Raw genomic sequence first — 16,688 nt, forward strand, 5'->3', positions numbered from 1 at the left:
AGGCCCTGATCAGATGATCGATAACACCCTTCCCATAGCGGACATTTTGATCATCGGTGGAGGCCTGAGTGGCACCATGCTGGCGGTGCAGCTGTTACGCAGACCGGGGGCGCGGCGGATCCTGATTGTCGAAACCCGTGAGGAGCTGGGCCGCGGCGAAGCCTACAGCGCGACCGAGCCTGGGCACACGCTCAATGGCAACGCGGCGCGCATGAGCGCCGACGCGGATGACGCCGACGACCTGACGCGCTGGCTGACCCAATACCTGGCTACAGGCGGCTGGCCCGAGGCTGCCGGGCAGCGTGTTCCGGTTGCCGAATTGTTCCCGCCACGCGGGGTGTTCGGGCTCTATGTCCAGCAACGATTGAGGGAGGCTCAGTCCGTCGGTGCCGCGCAGGGCTCCACTGTCGAGCATGTGTGCGCAGAGGCCGTGGATATCCAGACCCAGGCTGAAGGCGTGCAGGTAACGCTGGCCGACGGGCGAACCCTGCACGGCCATGTCGCGGTCCTGGCCACCGGCATGTATGCCGCGTCACGCACGCCGCAGCGCGAGTCGAACGGGCTCAATGCGGCGGCTCTCGACCCGTGGGACGTCGCCGCGATGCGCCAGCTCGATCCGCAGGCGCGAGTGTTGATCATCGGCTCGGGGCTGACCATGGTCGATGCGGTCGTCTCGCTCGAACAGTCCGGACATCGTGGTCCGATTCAGGTCTATTCCCGTCACGGGCTGCTGCCGCATGTTCGTCGTCAGCCGCCGGAATGGCCGGATTTCCTCAGCCAGGACCCCGGTATTCGCAGCACCCGGCAACTGGTTCGCAAGGTGCGCGAACAATGTGAGCTGGCCATCGAAAGCGGGATCGACTGGCAGGCGCCGCTGGACACCGTGCGCGCCAACATAGGACGGCTCTGGAACCAGGCCACCGACCTTCAGCGTCGCCAGTTCGTTCGTCACGTGCGGCCCTGGTGGGAGAGCCACCATCATCGCTCGCCGCCGCCGAGCGCCGCGTTGCTGGCGCGTCTGGTCAAAGAGGGGCGACTGACCCTGCGCGCTGCCTCGCTGCAAGGTGTTGCACCTCTGCCGTCCGGGCAGGTACAGATCAGCCTGCGTTACCGTGGCGAGGAACAACCGTCGCGGATTACGGGAGATGCGCTGATCAATTCCACCGGCATTGAATACGACTGGCGTCGCGTGGACCGTTCATTGCCACGACAGTTGCTGGCGCGGGGACTGATAAAGCCCGGCCCTCTGGCGCTGGGCATTGCGGCCGATCCGGGCGGTGCGGTGATGGATGCGCAAGGACATTGTTCATCACGACTGTTCGCCATGGGACCGCCGCTGCGCGGCATGTGGTGGGAGAGCACGGCGGTGAACGATGTGGCGAGTCAGGCCAAGGCGCTGGCGATTCGTCTCACGGAGTGACGCAGGTATCGACTCGTCCTTGAGCGATAGCGATGCAAGGGCTCAGACCGACAAGTGCAGCATGCGGTCGCCCTGGAGATTTTCACCGGGCCTGCGCTTGTTGACGGCCAGTTCGCCGATGCGGATCAGTCGCGTGCGCGTGACATTGCGGGTCAGGCCCAGCAGGCTGGCGGTGTGCACTTGGTTGTGGTGGCAGAACCGGTAGGCCGCTCTGAGCAGTGCGTCTTCGACCTTCTCGTGCAGCGCACCGGCCTGCTCTTCGAACAGTTTCTGAAAAGCCCGCCCTAGCAGTTGTTCGGCCGACTCATCTACCGGTGCGCCGTCATCCTGTCGCTCGATGCGCAGGTTGGACATGCGCAGGTCATCACGCTGAATCACGCCGTCACGGCAGACCAGCAGGGTGTGATGAATGACGTTTTCCAGCTCGCGAATATTGCCCGGCCAACTATAGGTGCGCAGCTTGTGCTCCGCTTCGGCACTCACCCTGACCGGGCCGTGTCTCAGGCGCTGGCTATAGACATCAATGAAATGCAACGCCAGTGGCAGGATGTCACCGGGCCGTTCACGCAACGGGCTCAACTCCAGGTTGACGACGTCCAGCCGGTAATACAGGTCCTCGCGGAAATGCCCGGCATTGATCGCCTTTTCCAGTTGCACGTTGGTGGCAGCCAGCACCCGGACATCGATCGGAATACTTTTACGTGAGCCCAGGCGCACCACTTCACGCTCCTGCAGCACACGCAGCAGCTTGACCTGCAGGCTCATGGGCAGATCGCCGATCTCATCGAGAAACAGCGTGCCGCCGTTGGCTTCTTCGAACCAGCCAGCCTTGGCGCCAACGGCTCCGGTGAACGCGCCTTTTTCGTGGCCGAACAGTTCGGCCTCGATCAGGTTTTCCGAAAAGGCTCCGCAGTTGACTGCCACGAAGGGTTTGTCGCGGCGTGCGCTGAGTGCATGCACATGCCGGGCGACCAGCTCCTTGCCGGTGCCGGTTTCACCAATGATCAGTACGCTGGCATCGCTGGGTGCGACCTGTCGAACGTGTTCCAGCAATGCTCTGGATTTGGGGTCTTCGAACACCTGCGCGGTGGCCCTGATCGAGGTGGCCAGCGCAGGCGAGTGGGGCAGGGTCAGCAGTTGCACTGACATCACTTGGCCTGCGGCGGCAGGTCGTTGGCGATCATTTCGCCAAACGGGCCGGTCAGGTTGGTGATGCCGCGTCCGGCCAGGCTGGCGTACGGTTCTGGCAACAGCGGGAACACCAGTTCGGCGAAACGATAGGCTTCTTCCAGATGCGGGTAGCCCGAGAAGATGAAGCTTTCGATGCCCAGGTCTGCGTATTCCTTGATGCGTGCGGCCACTTCCTGCGGATTACCGACCAGTGCGGTGCCGGCACCGCCACGTACCAGCCCGACACCGGCCCACAGGTTGGGCGCGATTTCCAGATTGTCACGGCGTCCGTCATGCAGCGCGGCCATTCGGCGCTGGCCTTCGGAGTCAAAGCGCGAAAAGGATTTCTGTGCAGCCGCGATGGTGTCGTCGCTGATGTGTTCGATCAGAGTGCTGGCGGCTTTCCACGCCTCTTCGCTGGTTTCGCGAACGATGACGTGCAGGCGAATACCGAACTTCACGGTCCGACCCTTGCGCGCCGCTCGCTCACGCACATCGGCCAGCTTCTGCGCAACAGCGGCGGGTGGCTCGCCCCAGGTCAGGTACACATCGACCTGATCGGCGGCCAGGTCGTGGGCCGCGTCCGAAGAGCCGCCGAAGTACAACGGCGGGTAGGGTTTCTGGATCGGCGGGTACAAGGCCTTGGCATTCTGTACGCGCAGGTGCTTGCCTTCGAAGTCCACCGCTTCGCCCTGCAGGACGCGACGCCAGATTTTGAGGAACTCGTCGGTGACTTCGTAACGTTCACTGTGGTCGAGGAAGCTGCCGTCGCCACGGTTCTCGTCAGGGTCGCCGCCGGTCACCACGTTGATCAGCAGCCGACCGCCCGACAGTCGATCCAGTGTGGCGGCCATGCGCGCCGATACAGTAGGGGAAATGATCCCTGGACGAATCGCCACCAGGTATTTCAACTTCTCGGTAAGCGGCACCAGCGCCGAGGCGATGACCCAAGAGTCTTCGCAGGAGCGTCCGGTCGGAATCAGCACCCCGTAGTACCCCAGATCGTCCGCCGCCTGCGCCACCTGCTTGAGGTAGTTGAGCGTGACCGGGCGCGCGCCTTTGGTGGTGCCCAGATAATGGCCGTCGCCGTGAGTGGGAAGAAACCAGAAAACGTTCATGAAAAATCCTTGAGTGGTCAGCCGGGTCAGAGTCGCTGCGGGCAACTGTTGGATTACGGACAGCGGGCCAACAGCGTTTGGAAGTGACGCCATTTATAGACACTCAGATTTATTCCGTAAAAGAACCTTAATCCATATTTTTAGACTTATAAGCTATATGGCTGGTCGGCCAGGGTTGCTCAAGGGAGCGAGCACCCTTCTTTCAGCGATGGATGCGGGTCCGCGCTCGTCTGCCAGCCGAAACTTTGTTCTTGCGGGCCGGTCACCTTTCTAAGTTCAAAGGGAGTCAGGCAATGGCAAGGGCAATCTGGAAGGGCGCGATCAGCTTCGGACTGGTACATATACCAGTGGCACTGATCTCGGCGACGTCGTCCAAAGGCGTCGATTTTGACTGGCTCGACAAACGCAGCATGGACCCGGTGGGGTACAAGCGCATCAACAAAGTCACCGGCAAGGAAGTGTCCAGCGAGAACATCGTCAAGGGCGTGGAATATGAGAAGGACCGTTACGTGGTGCTCAGCGAGCAGGAAATCCGCGCCGCGCACCCTAAGTCGACCCAGACCATCGATATCTTCGGTTTCGTCGACAGCCAGCAGATCCCTTTGCAGAACATCGATACGCCTTATTTTCTAACGCCCGACAAGCGCGGTGAAAAGGTCTATGCCCTGCTGCGCGAAACCCTGCACGACACCAAGAAGGTCGCGCTGGCCAATGTGGTGCTGCACACCAAGGAACACCTGGCTGCGGTCATGCCGCTGGCGTCGGCGCTGGTCATGGTTATTCTGCGCTGGCCCGCCGATGTGCGCGAGCTTGATGACCTGGACCTGAGCGATGCGGTGACCGACGTGCAGTTGAACAAGAGTGAGCGTGACATGGCCAAGCGTCTGGTCAAGGACATGAGCGCCGACTGGCAGCCTGAGGATTACCGCGACACCTTTCAGGAAAAGATCATGCAACTTGTCGAAACCAAGGCGCGCGAGGGCAAGATCGAGGAGGTCGAAACCGATCCCGGCGAGGAAGAGCGCAAGAGTGCCGATGTCATCGACCTGACTGATCTGCTGCGCCGCAGTCTGGCGGGCAAGGGGGGCGCCAGCAAGAGCAAGGCGGGCAAACCGGCCGCCAAACCCAAGGCGGCCGCCAAGGCGGATGACAGCGAAGGTGCCAAGACCAAACCGCCTGCCAAGCGCCGGGCGCCCGCTCGCAAGAAAACCAGCAAGGCTTCCTGAGCCGTACGGAGCTGCCGACGATGGCCAAGCCTGTCAGTGAATACACGCGCAAACGCAATTTCGACATCACTTCCGAACCTGCGGAGGCGGGCAGCACCCGGCGCAAGGCCAAGGCCCATGCATTGAGCTTTGTCATTCAAAAGCACGATGCGCGTAACCTGCATTACGATTTTCGTCTGGAACTGGATGGCACGCTCAAAAGCTGGGCGGTGCCCAAGGGGCCGAGCCTGGATCCCACGCAAAAGCGTCTGGCGGTGCATGTCGAAGATCACCCGCTGGGTTATGCGAGTTTCGAAGGCAGTATTCCCAAAGGGCAGTATGGCGGCGGCGATGTCATCGTCTGGGACCGTGGGGTTTGGGAGCCGCACGGTGACCCGCACGAGACCTATGCCGAGGGCAAACTCAAATTTACCCTGGTCGGCGAGAAGCTGACCGGGGACTGGGCATTGGTGCGCACCCGGCTCAAGGGCAGTGGCAGCAAGGAACAGTGGCTGCTGATCAAGGAAAAGGATTCCGTGGCCAGGCCTGCCGCTGAGTACGACATTACCGAACAGCAGCCGCAGAGTGTCGTCAGCGGCGCGCACGTCGGCGTCGGTCGGGTTCCAGCCGCCAAAAAGACACGCCCGGCCACCCGCAAGACCCGCGCTGTGCCGGCAAAATCGTCTCGCGCTGCAGCGAAACCCAAAACGGCGCTTCCCGAACTGTTGACCCCGCAACTCGCCACCCTGGTCGATGCTCCACCTGCCGGTGAGTGGCTGTACGAGATCAAATTCGACGGCTACCGGATTCTGACCCGCATTCAGGGTGATGAGGTGCGCCTGTTTACCCGCAACGGCCATGACTGGAGCGATCGTCTGCCCGAGCTGGTCAAGGCGCTCAAAGGCCTGAAACTGGAGGACACCTGGTTCGACGGCGAAGTCGTGGTGCTCAACGATGAAGGCCTGCCGGATTTCCAGGCGTTGCAGAACGCATTCGAGACGGGTGGCAGCAAGGACATCGTCTACTACCTGTTCGACATGCCTTATCTGAGTGGCGAGGACCTGCGCGAGATTGCCATCGAGCAACGCCGCGATGCCCTCAGGCAGGTGCTCGGCAAGCAGCGCAGTCGTCTGTTGCGGTTCTCGGACGCGTTTCGCTCCGGGCACAGGGATATTATTGAGAGCGCCAGCGCCATGGGCCTGGAAGGCGTGATCGGCAAGCGGGCAGGCAGCCCGTATGTCAGCAAGCGCAATGCAGACTGGATCAAGCTCAAATGCCGGTTGCGTCAGGAGTTCGTGATTGTCGGCTACACCGCACCGCAAGGCAGCCGTTCTTCATTTGGTGCCTTGCTGCTGGCGGTCCACGATGATCAGGGGCTGGTTTATGCCGGGCGGGTGGGCACTGGATTCAGTAGCGTGACACTCAAGCAACTGCACGAGCAACTGCAGCCACTGCAACGCGATACCTCGCCACTGGACAAGCAACTTACCGCCATGCAGGGGCGAGGCGTGCACTGGCTGGAGCCGCAGCTGATCTGTGAAGTGGAGTTCGCCGAATGGACCCGTGAAGGCATTCTGCGTCAGGCGGCGTTCATTGGACTGCGCAGCGACAAGCCCGCCAGTGAAGTGATTCGCGAGTACCCGCGGCCGGTCGAGCCCGCCAGCCGGCCCAAAGCAACGAAAAAGCCCGCCAAGGTGGCAGACGTTCCTGCGCCGCACAAGGCCGCGAAGGGGAAGGTCAATGTGGCGGGCGTCGGGATCAGTCATCCGGAGCGAGTCATCGACACCAAAATTGCTACGCAAAAGATCGAGCTTGCGCAGTTTTACGAGTCGATTGCCGAATGGATTCTGCCTTACCTCAACAATCGTCCGGTGGCACTGCTGAGGTGCCCGGAAGGCATCGATGGCGAACAGTTCTTCCAGAAGCATTCCGAACGCCTTGCGATTCCGCACATCAGGCAACTGGACCGTAAGCTCGATCCGGACCATGCAGCACTGATGGAGATCGACACGGTGCAGGCCCTGGTTGGTGCCGCGCAGATGGGCACAATCGAATTTCACACGTGGGGCGCCACCAGCGATCGGATCGAAACGCCGGATCATCTGGTTCTGGACCTTGACCCGGATCCGGCGCTGCCTTGGCGCAGCATGATCGAGGCGACACAGATGGTTCTTGCGGTACTGGAAGAACTGGGACTTGACGCCTTCCTGAAAACCAGCGGCGGCAAGGGCATGCACATCATCGTGCCACTCGCCCGGCATGCTGACTGGGATACGGTAAAAGGCTTTGCCAAGGCCATCGCCGAGTTCGTCGCCCGGCAACTGCCCGAACGCTTTACGGCGACCATGGGACCGAAGAACCGGGTCGGCCGGATTTTCGTCGATTACCTGCGCAACGGCCGGGGTGGCAGTACGGTCACGGCCTATTCGGTACGCGCTCGTCCCGGACTGCCGGTCTCGGTGCCCATTGCCCTTGATGAGCTGGCAGGGCTGACATCGTCCGCGCAGTGGGACATCACTAACCTTGAGCAGCGCTTGCGCAAGCTGAGAGGCGATCCGTGGAAGGGCTACGCCAACCGACAGAGAATCACCCAGAAAATGTGGAAGCAACTGGGCGCGAAACGGCCGTAGCCAGGTTTTCTCGCGAGCCCGGCAACCAGAGCAGGACAGATAGATAAGGAGAACGTCATGACGCCACCCCATCACCTGACCCGCAGAAGACTGCTTACCCTCGCGGCAGGCGTGGGCGCGGCGTTGGTGTTCGACAGCGCCGCCGGTGGCGACAAGCCGCCGACACTGTCATCACCTGTTTCTCCCTCATCACTTCCCCCCAAACTGAGACCCGGAGGCAAACCCATGCTGACCCGAGCGATTCCCTCCAGTAACGAGCCGCTGCCTGTCGTCGGCCTCGGCACCTATCGCGGTTTTGACGTGGCCACGTCCAGCGCGGCCTACAAACAGCTGCGCCCGGTGCTCGACGCGCTGTTCGCGGCTGGTGGCAGCGTCGTCGACAGTTCTCCGATGTATGGAAGGGCGGAGCAGACCACTGGTGAGTTGCTGTCGATTCACGAGCCGCGTTCGCCCGCCTTTCTGGCGACCAAGGTCTGGACCCGGGGGCGCCGGGAGGGCATCGAGCAGATGGAGGAATCGTTCAGGCTATTGCAGACCGACCGGATCGACCTGATGCAAATTCATAATCTGCTGGACTGGAAGACGCATTTGCCGACTTTGCGCCAGTGGAAGGATCAAGGGCGTATCCGGTATATCGGCATCAGCCACTACACGTCTTCAGCTTATGCGGATGTGGAGGCGGTGCTCAGGCAGGAGCCCCTGGACTTTCTGCAAATCAACTACGCGCTGGACGACCGCGAGGCCGAAAAACGCTTGCTGCCCTTGTGTCGCGAGCGTGGCGTGGCGGTGATCTGTAATCGGCCGTTTGGCGGCGGCGGGCTGTTGTCACGGCTCAAGGACAAGCCGTTGCCAGGCTGGGCGGCACAGGTGGAGGTCAACAGTTGGCCGCAACTGGCCTTGAAGTTCCTGCTGGCCCATCCGGCCGTCACCTGTGTGATCCCCGGCACCGGCAACCCGCGCTACATGGCTGAAAACGTGGGCGCAGGTTTTGGACCGACGCTGACCGATGCTCAGCGTCAGCAGTTGATCTCACTGGCAGGCTGAGTCAAAGGGCCAGCGGTAGGCGCTCGCAACACTGGCCGCGAGCGTCATGACCTCAGGAGCGCTTACAGAATCCGGTACAGCAGCCGTTCGACCCTGACCCGGCTGACGCGCCGTAGAAACTTGCGCACGCCTTCGGGGTAGTTGGCCAGAGTGTCCAGCTCATCGTACTGGCTGACGCGTTGCGTGTTGCGCATCAGGTGCGCAATCTCCGCCTCTCGCGGCGCGGCCCACTGACCTTGCGGATCGTCGATCAGCAGACCGTTCTCCAGATCGAGGTTGAACGCCCGCGGATTGAGGTTGTTGCCGGTCAATAGCGTATAGCGGTTATCGACCCAGATACCTTTTAGGTGAAACGTGTTGTCGCCATGCTTCCACAGGTGCACGTTCAGGCGATGCTGGGCGATGGCCTTGCGGTGCTTCTGGGTGAAGCGGCGCAGGCTTATCTCGTACAGATAGGGCAGAGCCGAGATCACTTTGAACGGCTCGTCCGGGTGGATGAAGAAGTCGTTGGCGGTCTTGTCACCAATGATGATGTCAACGTTCACACCCCGCTTGAGCGCGCGATTGATCTCACGGGTCACCGCTACCGGCAGGTTAAAGTAGGGCGTGCAGATCGTCAGCTGGATCTTGCTCGACGCGATCAGGTCGCAGATGGTGCGATTAAGGCTGTTGCGCGGCCCAACACCGAGCAGGGGCACGACGCGCAATTCACCGTTTTCCTTTTCGCCCGCCGATGTGTCATAGGCCACGCGCTTGAGATGGCTGCGAAACGCACGAATCTCGCCGCGCAGGCTGCGCGAACTCGGTGGCGATTGCAGGTCCAGTCGATGCACGGCCGGTGACGACAGAATTTCGCCCTGCACCATGCCCACGAAGCTGTCCGCCAGCGGCGCGCTTTCGATCAGGTGATAGCGGTCCAGTCGGTACTTGTCGAGCTTGTGCAGATACACGTTGTTGATGCTGGCACCGCTGTAGATCACGCAGTCATCGATGATGCTGCCCTTCAGGTGCAACACGCCAAACAGCTCGCGAGTCTGGACCGGCACGCCGTAGATTGGCACTTCCTGGTCGTATTCCAGATTCTGCGCCTGATACCAGGTCGAGTTGCCCGGCTGCCGTCCGGCACCGATCAGGCCGCGCTGGGCGCGAAACCAGTCGACCAGCACGACCACCTCCAGTTCGGGGCGTGCCGTCTTGGCCGTGTATAACGCGTCGAGGATTTCCTGGCCCGCTTCATCCTGCTGCAGATACAACGCGATGATGTAGATGCGGCGGGTCGCCGAGGCGATCCTTTCCAGCAGGCAGCGCCGATAGTCGGCAGCAGAGGGGAGGATGGAGATTGCATCGCTCGGCAGGGCAAAACCGCGGAGCGCCGCGAGGGTCGAGCGTCGGAAGTTGGACTGCATAGGCCTCTCGATGGGATAACCAACAGCGCATGAGCTTACACCAGAGTCAGCATCAGGTCGCCGCCACTGTCCTGTTTCCAGGTGTGAGCATGCGTTTCAAGGCATTTCCTGGCGACACCGGTCAGCTATCTCCTCGCCTTTCGTCGTGAAAACCGCCATGTAGCCGTTTGCATACAAATAAACGATAACCGTTCCCAGTCACACCTGATAGCATTTCGCATTCACATATAAGGGCGCAGTCATGGAAGGACACTGCCCGGCCCACACTATCGTTTAGCAGGACCTCTTCATGAACACCTCGCCGTTTCCTTTCCGTCTCACGCTGGTAGCGTTTTGCTGTTCCTTTGGTTTGCCCGTCTGGGCCGCTGGCGAGACGGCTGTCTCGCCAGGCGGTGCTCTGGTACTGGGCGAAACGGCAATCAGTGCCGACAAGGTCGATCCGCAAGCGCCGCCGCCGGTCTACGCCGGTGGCCAGGTCGCGCGCGGCGGACAGCTCGGCGTGCTGGGCAATTCGGACATCATGGACGTGCCGTTCAGCATGACCAGCTACACCGAGCAACTGATCGAGGACCAGCAGGCCGAGGACATCGGCGAGGTGCTGCTCAATGACGCATCAGTGCGCCAGTCGTCCGGTTACGGCAATGCTTCGCAGGTCTTCGTGATTCGCGGTTTTGCATTGAATACCGACGACATTTCCTATAACGGCCTTTATGGCGTGCTGCCCCGACAGATCATATCCACCGATGCGCTGGAGCGTGTCGAAGTCTTCAAAGGCCCCAACGCGTTCATCAACGGCGTAACGCCTACCGGCTCTGGCATCGGCGGTGGCGTGAACCTGCAACCCAAGCGCGCGGGTGACACGCCGACGCGACGTTTCACCACTGACATCAGCAGCGATGGCCGGGTTGGCGAGCACCTCGATCTGGGCCAGCGGTTTGGCGAAGACAATCGTTTCGGTGCGCGCCTGAATCTGGCACAGCGAGAAGGCGAAACGGGCATCGATGACGAGGAACATCGCAGCAAACTGTTTGCCTTGGGGCTGGATTATCGAGGCGACAACTTCCGCCTGTCCGGCGATTTCGCGTACCAGAAGCAGCGCATCAATCAGAGCCGCAACATGGTGTTCGTCGGCAGCGGTCTGACCAGCGTGCCACACGCACCGGACGCTGATACCAATTACGCGCCCAACTGGACCTGGACCGAAACCGAAGACACCTTCGGCATGAGCCGGCTCGAATACGACCTCAACGATGACTGGATGCTGTACGCCGCCGCCGGTGCGAAACACACCCGTGAAACCGGTATCTATGGATCCCCGACGATCAACGATGCCGCCGGAAACATCACCGCGACACCGTCCTTCATCCCCCATGACGAGGATAACAAGACCGTCATGGCAGGCATCAACGGCAACCTGCAGACCGGGCCGGTTAGCCATAAGGTCAATTTCGGCCTGTCGGGAATCTGGACCGAGCAACGCAACGCCTACCTGTTCGGCGGCAGCAGCGCCGGCAGCAACCTGTATGACCCGGTTTCCACTGCTCGCCCGGCATTGAACGGCATCACCGCAGGTGATCTGAACGATCCAGGCATCACCGGCAAGAGCCGCATGCGCAGCGCGGCGTTCTCCGACACCCTGGGTTTCTTCGACGATCGTCTGCTGGTCACAGCAGGTCTGCGCCGCCAGCAACTTCGCGTCCAGGGTTATGCCTATGGCAGCGGCCCGCGCACCTCACTGTACGACGAGGCGATCACCACGCCGATCTATGGCGTGGTATTCAAACCGTGGCGCAACGTGTCGTTCTACGCCAACCGCATCGAAGGCCTGGCGCAAGGGCCAACTGCTCCGAACAACGTGACGATCAATCCCGGCGAAATTTTCCCCCCTGCACGCTCCAGGCAGGTCGAGGCGGGTGTGAAACTGGACATGGGCACCTTTGGCGCAAGTCTGGGTGTGTACCGTATCGAGCAACCGGCTGACGGTTATCGCGTTCAGGAAGGCACGGCCACGCGCTATGTACGTGATGGCGAACAGCGTAATCGCGGCGTGGAAATGAATGTGTTCGGTGAGCCTGTCAGCGGCTTGCGTCTGCTGGCCGGTCTGACCCTGATGGACACCGAGTTGAGCGGCACCGCTGGCGGCAGCAACGATGGCAACGACGCGGTAGGCGTTCCGACCTTCCAGTTCAATGCCGGGGCTGACTGGGACATTCCCGGTATCGAAGGCGCGGCAATCAACGCGCGGATGCTGCGCACCGGTGGCCAATACCTCGATGCAGCCAACAACCTGAGCATTCCGACCTGGAACCGTTTCGATCTGGGCGCACGCTACACCTTCAACGTGGCGCAGAAGGACGTGACGCTGCGTGCCAACGTCGAAAACCTGATGAACAAGGACTACTGGGCGTCAAGCTACGGCGGTTTTCTGACTCAGGGCGAGCCGCGCACGCTGAAGGTGTCAGCCACCCTCGACTTCTGACCGTCACCAGGCGGGCCGCGCTCAATGCGGCCCGCCCGATGCCAGGCATCAGTAGCCGTTGCGCTTGAGGATGGTCTCGATGCTTTCACTGGCCGGGCGGCCATAGAACTTCAGCAGTTCGGCGGTCCGGTTGGTGAAGAAGCCGTCTGCGCCGTCCTGGCTGATGCGCTTGAAGTCCGCCGGGTCATCCACGGTGTATGGGTGAACGATCATGCCTTTCTCGTGGGTGAGGTGTTCATCCACGGTTTGACCAGGTCCATGTAGCTCTGGTCGCCACCCTTGGCCAGTTGCGATGCCGGGCCGGTGCCGATGGCGCCATGCGCCTTGGCCCAGTTGATCCAGCTTTCGAACGCCTCTGGCGACTTGACCTCCTGCGCCGCGTAATAACTGGCCTTGTCCTTGAAGCCTGAATCGGCGAACGCCACGTCGGACTTGGGTTCGATCGAGCCTTTGCCGATCCACAGCAGCATGACCTTGGGCACCTTCGGCATTTCTTTCTGCAGCAGTTCCAGGCTCTGTTTTTCAAAGGTCTGCAACACCACGCGGCCCGGCATGTGCGCTACGTTCACATGACCTGGCGCGGCGGCAGGGCGTTCAGTCAGCCAGCCACGCTTGGCCAGCACTTTTTTCAGGTCGGCTTCGACACCGGGAAACTGCGAAGGCACCTTGGTTTCGATATACAGCCCCGGCTTGTTCGCGCCGCCTTCGGCGATGTCGATCACCTCATCCAGCGTCAGGATCTGCAACCCGGCGTAGCTGTCACGGGCGCGGTCCGGGTAAGCCTTGTTGAACCAGGAACCGGCGTCCAGTTGTTTGAGCTCGTCCAGGGTAAAGGTGCTCACCGGATCCTTGGCCCGCTTCGGGAAGACTTCGGCAATGTTGGTGGTGCGTTCCAGTACATCGTCATGCAGCGCAATCAATACGCCGTCCCTGGTGCGCTGGATGTCCATTTCCAGATAGTCCGCGCCCAGATCCCGCGCCAGTGTGTAGGCCGGGATGGTTTCCTCGGGCGCGTCGAACGATGCGCCACGGTGGGCCACAATCGCAGGCCACGGCAGACCGAGTTTCTCGCTCAACACTTTGCCCGGCGCCTGCGCTGCCGACGCCGCGCCCGGCGACAGCATCACACCCGCCAGCGCGGTCGCGACCAGCAATCGGGCCAACGGAGTCTTTTTGAACCGGGTGGTGGAAAATCCTTGCATGGGCTGATGGTTCCTTGAATTGAGAAAACGATTGATCGCCTCGCGCACGGCGACGAGGGCGCACCCTGAAGCATTAACAGCATCGCCTTCGGTACGGCAAGTGGCATGTCGTTCCTCGTCCGAGAATGTCGTGCTCGAAGGCGATGTCACGCAGGCAACCTCGACGCCGGGCTGAGCGATGAAGTCTGACCGCTGAATGCGACGGCCATATGACCCCGGGCTTTCCATTTGGCAATTGCCTCTGCCCAAGCCCGCCGACTCGGGTTACTGTCAGGCTTTTGATCATCGGGCAGGAGTGGGCATGACGACGGTATTGGTGCTGGTGGAAAATCTGAATACCTATTTGCCGATTCTGGAAAACAGCGGCTTCGAGCTGATTCGGGCACCCACGCCCGCGCAGCGTGCCGAAGCCATTGCCGCTCATGGGCAGTCCATCAGCGCAGTGGTGACCCGCGGTCCGTTGGGCTTTTTCGCCGACGAAATGGACGCATTGCCAAACCTGCGCATCATCTGCGTGAGCGGCGCAGGTTATGAAAAGGTTGATCTGCAGGCCGCTCAGTTGCGGGGCATCACGGTCACCAATGGTGCGGGCGTCAATGCCGCAACCGTGGCAGATCATGCGCTGGCCTTACTGTTGTCGCTGGTGCGGGATATCCCACAGGCCGATGCTTCAGTGCGCCGCAGTGAATGGCGCAAAGCGGTACGCCCTTCGATGGCGGGCAAGCGCCTGGGAATTGTCGGGCTGGGCGCCGTCGGACTGGCGATTGCCAGACGGGCCGAGGGGTTTGATATGAGCATTGGCTACCATAATCGCACTGCTCGCCCTGACTGCACTTACACCTGGCATGCCACGGTGCAGTCGCTGGCCGAGGCGTCGGATTTTCTGGTGATCGCCACACCGGGCGGCAGCAGTACCCATCATCTGGTCGATGTCTCCGCGCTCCAGGCGCTGGGGCCTGAGGGTTTCCTGGTCAATATCGCGCGTGCCAGCGTTGTCGACACCGATGCCTTGGTCGCGGCGCTGCAAGATCAGCGCATTGCCGGTGCCGCGCTGGATGTGTTCGATGATGAGCCCAGCGTGCCGGATGTCTTCAAAACCCTGAACAATGTGGTGCTCACGCCACACGTGGCCGGTCTATCCCCTGAAGCCTCGAAAGACAGCGTACAGATGGTCAACGACAACCTGCTGGCGTTCTTCGCGGGCCGCCCGGTGCTCACGCCGGTCAACCGCTGACGGACATTGCATGGCTGCACGCAATCCTTGTCCAGTCGCCTATTCTGTCTGCGTCTGTGCCTGTCTATAGTCGCGCCCATCGACGCATGACATTGACGAGGGAGCAAGGCATGGACGTAGTAACGGGAACGGGCGAGGACGTGCGAATCGGTCTGGTGGGTGATTTCGACGTGCAGGTCACAGCGCATCGGGCCATCGCGCTGGCGTTGCAGACGGTGGGCGACGCTTTGCAGATCAGGGTCAGCGCAGAGTGGTTGCCGACGACGGAAACTCTCGATACAGATCGACTGTCGGCGTTTGACGGCCTGTGGTGCGTACCGGGCAGCCCGTACCGGAACATGCAGGGCGCGCTGAGGGCGATCCGATTCGCTCGCGAGCGACGGATGCCGTTTCTCGGCACCTGCGGCGGCTTTCAACATGCGCTTCTGGAATTTGCACGCAACGTGTTGGGCTGGTCCGACGCGGAGCATGGCGAATCCGCTCCGGATTCGCCGCACGTCATCATCGCCCCGTTGAGTTGCTCACTGGTGGATGCGCAGTCTTCGATTCGGCTTGTGCCGGACACGCTGATCGCCCGCGCCTACGACAGGCTCGACATCGAAGAGCGTTATCATTGCCGCTACGGCCTGCGCCGTGAGCTGGAACCGGCGTTGTTCAGCGAGGGGCTGACCGTCACTGGTCGGGATCCCGGAGGTGAAGTGCGCAGCATGGAGTTGCACGGACATCCGTTCTTTGTCGCCACCCTGTTTCAACCCGAGCGTGCCGTTCTGCAGGGTGTCATGCCGCCGCTGGTCAAGGCGTTGGTTCAGGCCTGCCGCAGCGGTGAAGCCCAATGATGGCCTCGCGATTTCCCACGCCGTATTACGCCGTGGTGTTCACCTCGCTGCGCACTGCCGATGACGGGCACGACTATGGTGCCGCTGCACAACGAATGATCGAGCTGGCCCGGCAGCAATCGGGATTTCTTGGCGTCGAATCGGCGCGTGATGAAAGCGGGCTGGGTATTACCGTGTCCTACTGGACTGATGAGCTCGCCATCCGGGCCTGGAGGCAGCACGCCGAACACGCCGAAGTGCGCGAACAGGGACGCGCCTGCTGGTATCAGGCATTCAGCACTCGGGTCTGCAAGGTCGAACGGGACTATTCGTTCCAGGCACAAGGTATTCAGGAGCTGGGCAACGGGGGGTAAAGACCCTGAAACAGAGAATGCGACCCAAGGTGCTGTTTCAATTTGCGGGGATATGCCAGCATTGGGCTCTCAACCCGGGAGCCCTTATGAATCACGACCTGACCCCGAACGGCACGCTGCGCATTCCTGAAGGCCTGAACGTTCCTGCGCAGGTGATCTGTCATGCCACCAGCCTGCGCAGGGCAAGCCGCCGCATCTGCCAGCTGTACGACGCGGTCATGGCGCCGTGTGGCTTGCGTTCCACGCAGCGCTCGATCCTGATGCAGATCGCGCGCCATCAGGCACCGACCATGACCGAGCTGGCCACGATACTGGTCATCGACCGCTCGGCGCTGGCACAGAATCTCAAGCCGCTGGAGCGCGAAGGGTTGGTGTCGGTAGATGTCGATCCCAACGACAAGCGCAGCCGTCTGGTGCGCCTGACGCAGGCCGGTATTGAAAAACTGCTTGAATCCCAGGCGCTCTGGGAGCAGGCCCAACAGTGTTACGAAACGGCGCTTGGCGCTGAGCTGGCGCTGGAATTACGCACGTTGCTGGCCCAGGTCGCGGCGGCGGACTACGGCGATGAGCCCGCCTGAGCCGCGAGCGGCA

At 61.5% G+C, this 16,688-nt stretch carries 12 protein-coding genes and 1 pseudogene; 9 read left to right on the forward strand and 4 right to left on the reverse strand.

What is annotated here, in order from left to right; translation table 11 throughout:
- The first annotated feature begins 13 nt into the window (after positions 1-13).
- A complete protein-coding gene (locus BZK31_RS12990) occupies positions 14-1,420 on the forward strand; it encodes an FAD/NAD(P)-binding protein (protein WP_083183338.1) in 1,407 nt (468 codons plus the stop codon).
- Between the two features lie 42 nt (positions 1,421-1,462).
- On the opposite strand, the gene BZK31_RS12995 is transcribed toward BZK31_RS12990, so the two are convergent.
- On the reverse strand, positions 1,463-2,569 hold the full coding sequence (locus BZK31_RS12995) for a sigma-54 interaction domain-containing protein (RefSeq protein WP_083183340.1): 1,107 nt from the start codon (positions 2,567-2,569) through the stop codon (positions 1,463-1,465).
- A complete protein-coding gene (gene ssuD, locus BZK31_RS13000) occupies positions 2,569-3,708 on the reverse strand; it encodes an FMNH2-dependent alkanesulfonate monooxygenase (RefSeq protein ID WP_083183342.1) in 1,140 nt (379 codons plus the stop codon). The genes BZK31_RS12995 and ssuD overlap by 1 nt, the downstream gene beginning before the upstream one ends.
- A 293-nt stretch (positions 3,709-4,001) precedes the next feature.
- On the opposite strand from ssuD, the gene ku reads away from it, so the two are divergent.
- From ku to BZK31_RS13015, 3 genes are read left to right on the forward strand one after another with little or no spacing between them, the layout of a single operon-like run.
- The gene (gene ku / locus BZK31_RS13005) at positions 4,002-4,934 is read left to right on the forward strand and encodes a non-homologous end joining protein Ku (protein ID WP_083183345.1); all 933 of its coding nucleotides are present in this window, start codon (positions 4,002-4,004) and stop codon (positions 4,932-4,934) included.
- Positions 4,935-4,954: 20 nt separating this feature from the next.
- Positions 4,955-7,543 carry a DNA ligase D gene (gene ligD, locus BZK31_RS13010; protein WP_083183347.1) on the forward strand — a complete coding sequence of 863 codons (2,589 nt, stop codon included), beginning with the start codon at positions 4,955-4,957 and terminating at the stop codon, positions 7,541-7,543.
- A 57-nt stretch (positions 7,544-7,600) separates the two neighbouring features.
- On the forward strand, positions 7,601-8,587 hold the full coding sequence (locus tag BZK31_RS13015; RefSeq protein ID WP_244182677.1) for an aldo/keto reductase: 987 nt from the start codon (positions 7,601-7,603) through the stop codon (positions 8,585-8,587).
- A gap of 62 nt (positions 8,588-8,649) precedes the next feature.
- On the opposite strand, the gene pssA is transcribed toward BZK31_RS13015, so the two are convergent.
- Entirely contained in the window at positions 8,650-9,993 is a 1,344-nt protein-coding gene (pssA, locus tag BZK31_RS13020; RefSeq protein WP_083183351.1) for a CDP-diacylglycerol--serine O-phosphatidyltransferase, read from the reverse strand.
- Between the two features lie 289 nt (positions 9,994-10,282).
- On the opposite strand from pssA, the gene BZK31_RS13025 reads away from it, so the two are divergent.
- The gene (locus BZK31_RS13025) at positions 10,283-12,472 is read left to right on the forward strand and encodes a TonB-dependent receptor (RefSeq protein WP_083183354.1); all 2,190 of its coding nucleotides are present in this window, start codon (positions 10,283-10,285) and stop codon (positions 12,470-12,472) included.
- Between the two features lie 48 nt (positions 12,473-12,520).
- On the opposite strand, the pseudogene BZK31_RS13030 reads toward BZK31_RS13025, so the two are convergent.
- A pseudogene (locus tag BZK31_RS13030) lies at positions 12,521-13,674 on the reverse strand (glycerophosphodiester phosphodiesterase).
- 301 nt (positions 13,675-13,975) lie between these two features.
- On the opposite strand from BZK31_RS13030, the gene BZK31_RS13035 reads away from it, so the two are divergent.
- The 4 genes from BZK31_RS13035 (at position 13,976) to BZK31_RS13050 (ending at position 16,675) form a co-directional block, all read left to right on the forward strand.
- Entirely contained in the window at positions 13,976-14,908 is a 933-nt protein-coding gene (locus tag BZK31_RS13035; protein ID WP_083183356.1) for a 2-hydroxyacid dehydrogenase, read from the forward strand.
- Positions 14,909-15,018: 110 nt separating this feature from the next.
- Entirely contained in the window at positions 15,019-15,744 is a 726-nt protein-coding gene (locus tag BZK31_RS13040; protein ID WP_083183358.1) for a CTP synthase C-terminal region-related (seleno)protein, read from the forward strand.
- Entirely contained in the window at positions 15,741-16,097 is a 357-nt protein-coding gene (locus tag BZK31_RS13045) for an antibiotic biosynthesis monooxygenase family protein (protein WP_083183360.1), read from the forward strand. The genes BZK31_RS13040 and BZK31_RS13045 overlap by 4 nt, the downstream gene beginning before the upstream one ends.
- 86 nt (positions 16,098-16,183) lie before the next feature.
- On the forward strand, positions 16,184-16,675 hold the full coding sequence (locus BZK31_RS13050; RefSeq protein ID WP_083183363.1) for a MarR family winged helix-turn-helix transcriptional regulator: 492 nt from the start codon (positions 16,184-16,186) through the stop codon (positions 16,673-16,675).
- The last annotated feature ends 13 nt before the right edge of the window (positions 16,676-16,688 follow it).

Source organism: Pseudomonas floridensis (genome assembly GCF_002087235.1).
In the GTDB taxonomy this organism is placed as follows: Bacteria; Pseudomonadota; Gammaproteobacteria; order Pseudomonadales; family Pseudomonadaceae; genus Aquipseudomonas; species Aquipseudomonas floridensis.

What these genes read in the sequence shown, in the direction of transcription:
- ku (WP_083183345.1), top strand. Translation starts at nt 4,002, where the DNA reads ATGGCAAGGGCAATCTGGAAGGGCGCGATCAGCTTCGGACTGGTACAT.
- BZK31_RS12990 (WP_083183338.1), top strand. Translation starts at nt 14, where the DNA reads ATGATCGATAACACCCTTCCCATAGCGGACATTTTGATCATCGGTGGA.
- BZK31_RS13025 (WP_083183354.1), top strand. Translation starts at nt 10,283, where the DNA reads ATGAACACCTCGCCGTTTCCTTTCCGTCTCACGCTGGTAGCGTTTTGC.
- BZK31_RS12995 (WP_083183340.1), bottom strand. Translation starts at nt 2,569, where the DNA reads ATGTCAGTGCAACTGCTGACCCTGCCCCACTCGCCTGCGCTGGCCACC.
- ligD (WP_083183347.1), top strand. Translation starts at nt 4,955, where the DNA reads ATGGCCAAGCCTGTCAGTGAATACACGCGCAAACGCAATTTCGACATC.
- BZK31_RS13040 (WP_083183358.1), top strand. Translation starts at nt 15,019, where the DNA reads ATGGACGTAGTAACGGGAACGGGCGAGGACGTGCGAATCGGTCTGGTG.
- BZK31_RS13015 (WP_244182677.1), top strand. Translation starts at nt 7,601, where the DNA reads ATGACGCCACCCCATCACCTGACCCGCAGAAGACTGCTTACCCTCGCG.
- BZK31_RS13050 (WP_083183363.1), top strand. Translation starts at nt 16,184, where the DNA reads ATGAATCACGACCTGACCCCGAACGGCACGCTGCGCATTCCTGAAGGC.
- BZK31_RS13035 (WP_083183356.1), top strand. Translation starts at nt 13,976, where the DNA reads ATGACGACGGTATTGGTGCTGGTGGAAAATCTGAATACCTATTTGCCG.
- ssuD (WP_083183342.1), bottom strand. Translation starts at nt 3,708, where the DNA reads ATGAACGTTTTCTGGTTTCTTCCCACTCACGGCGACGGCCATTATCTG.
- pssA (WP_083183351.1), bottom strand. Translation starts at nt 9,993, where the DNA reads ATGCAGTCCAACTTCCGACGCTCGACCCTCGCGGCGCTCCGCGGTTTT.
- BZK31_RS13045 (WP_083183360.1), top strand. Translation starts at nt 15,741, where the DNA reads ATGATGGCCTCGCGATTTCCCACGCCGTATTACGCCGTGGTGTTCACC.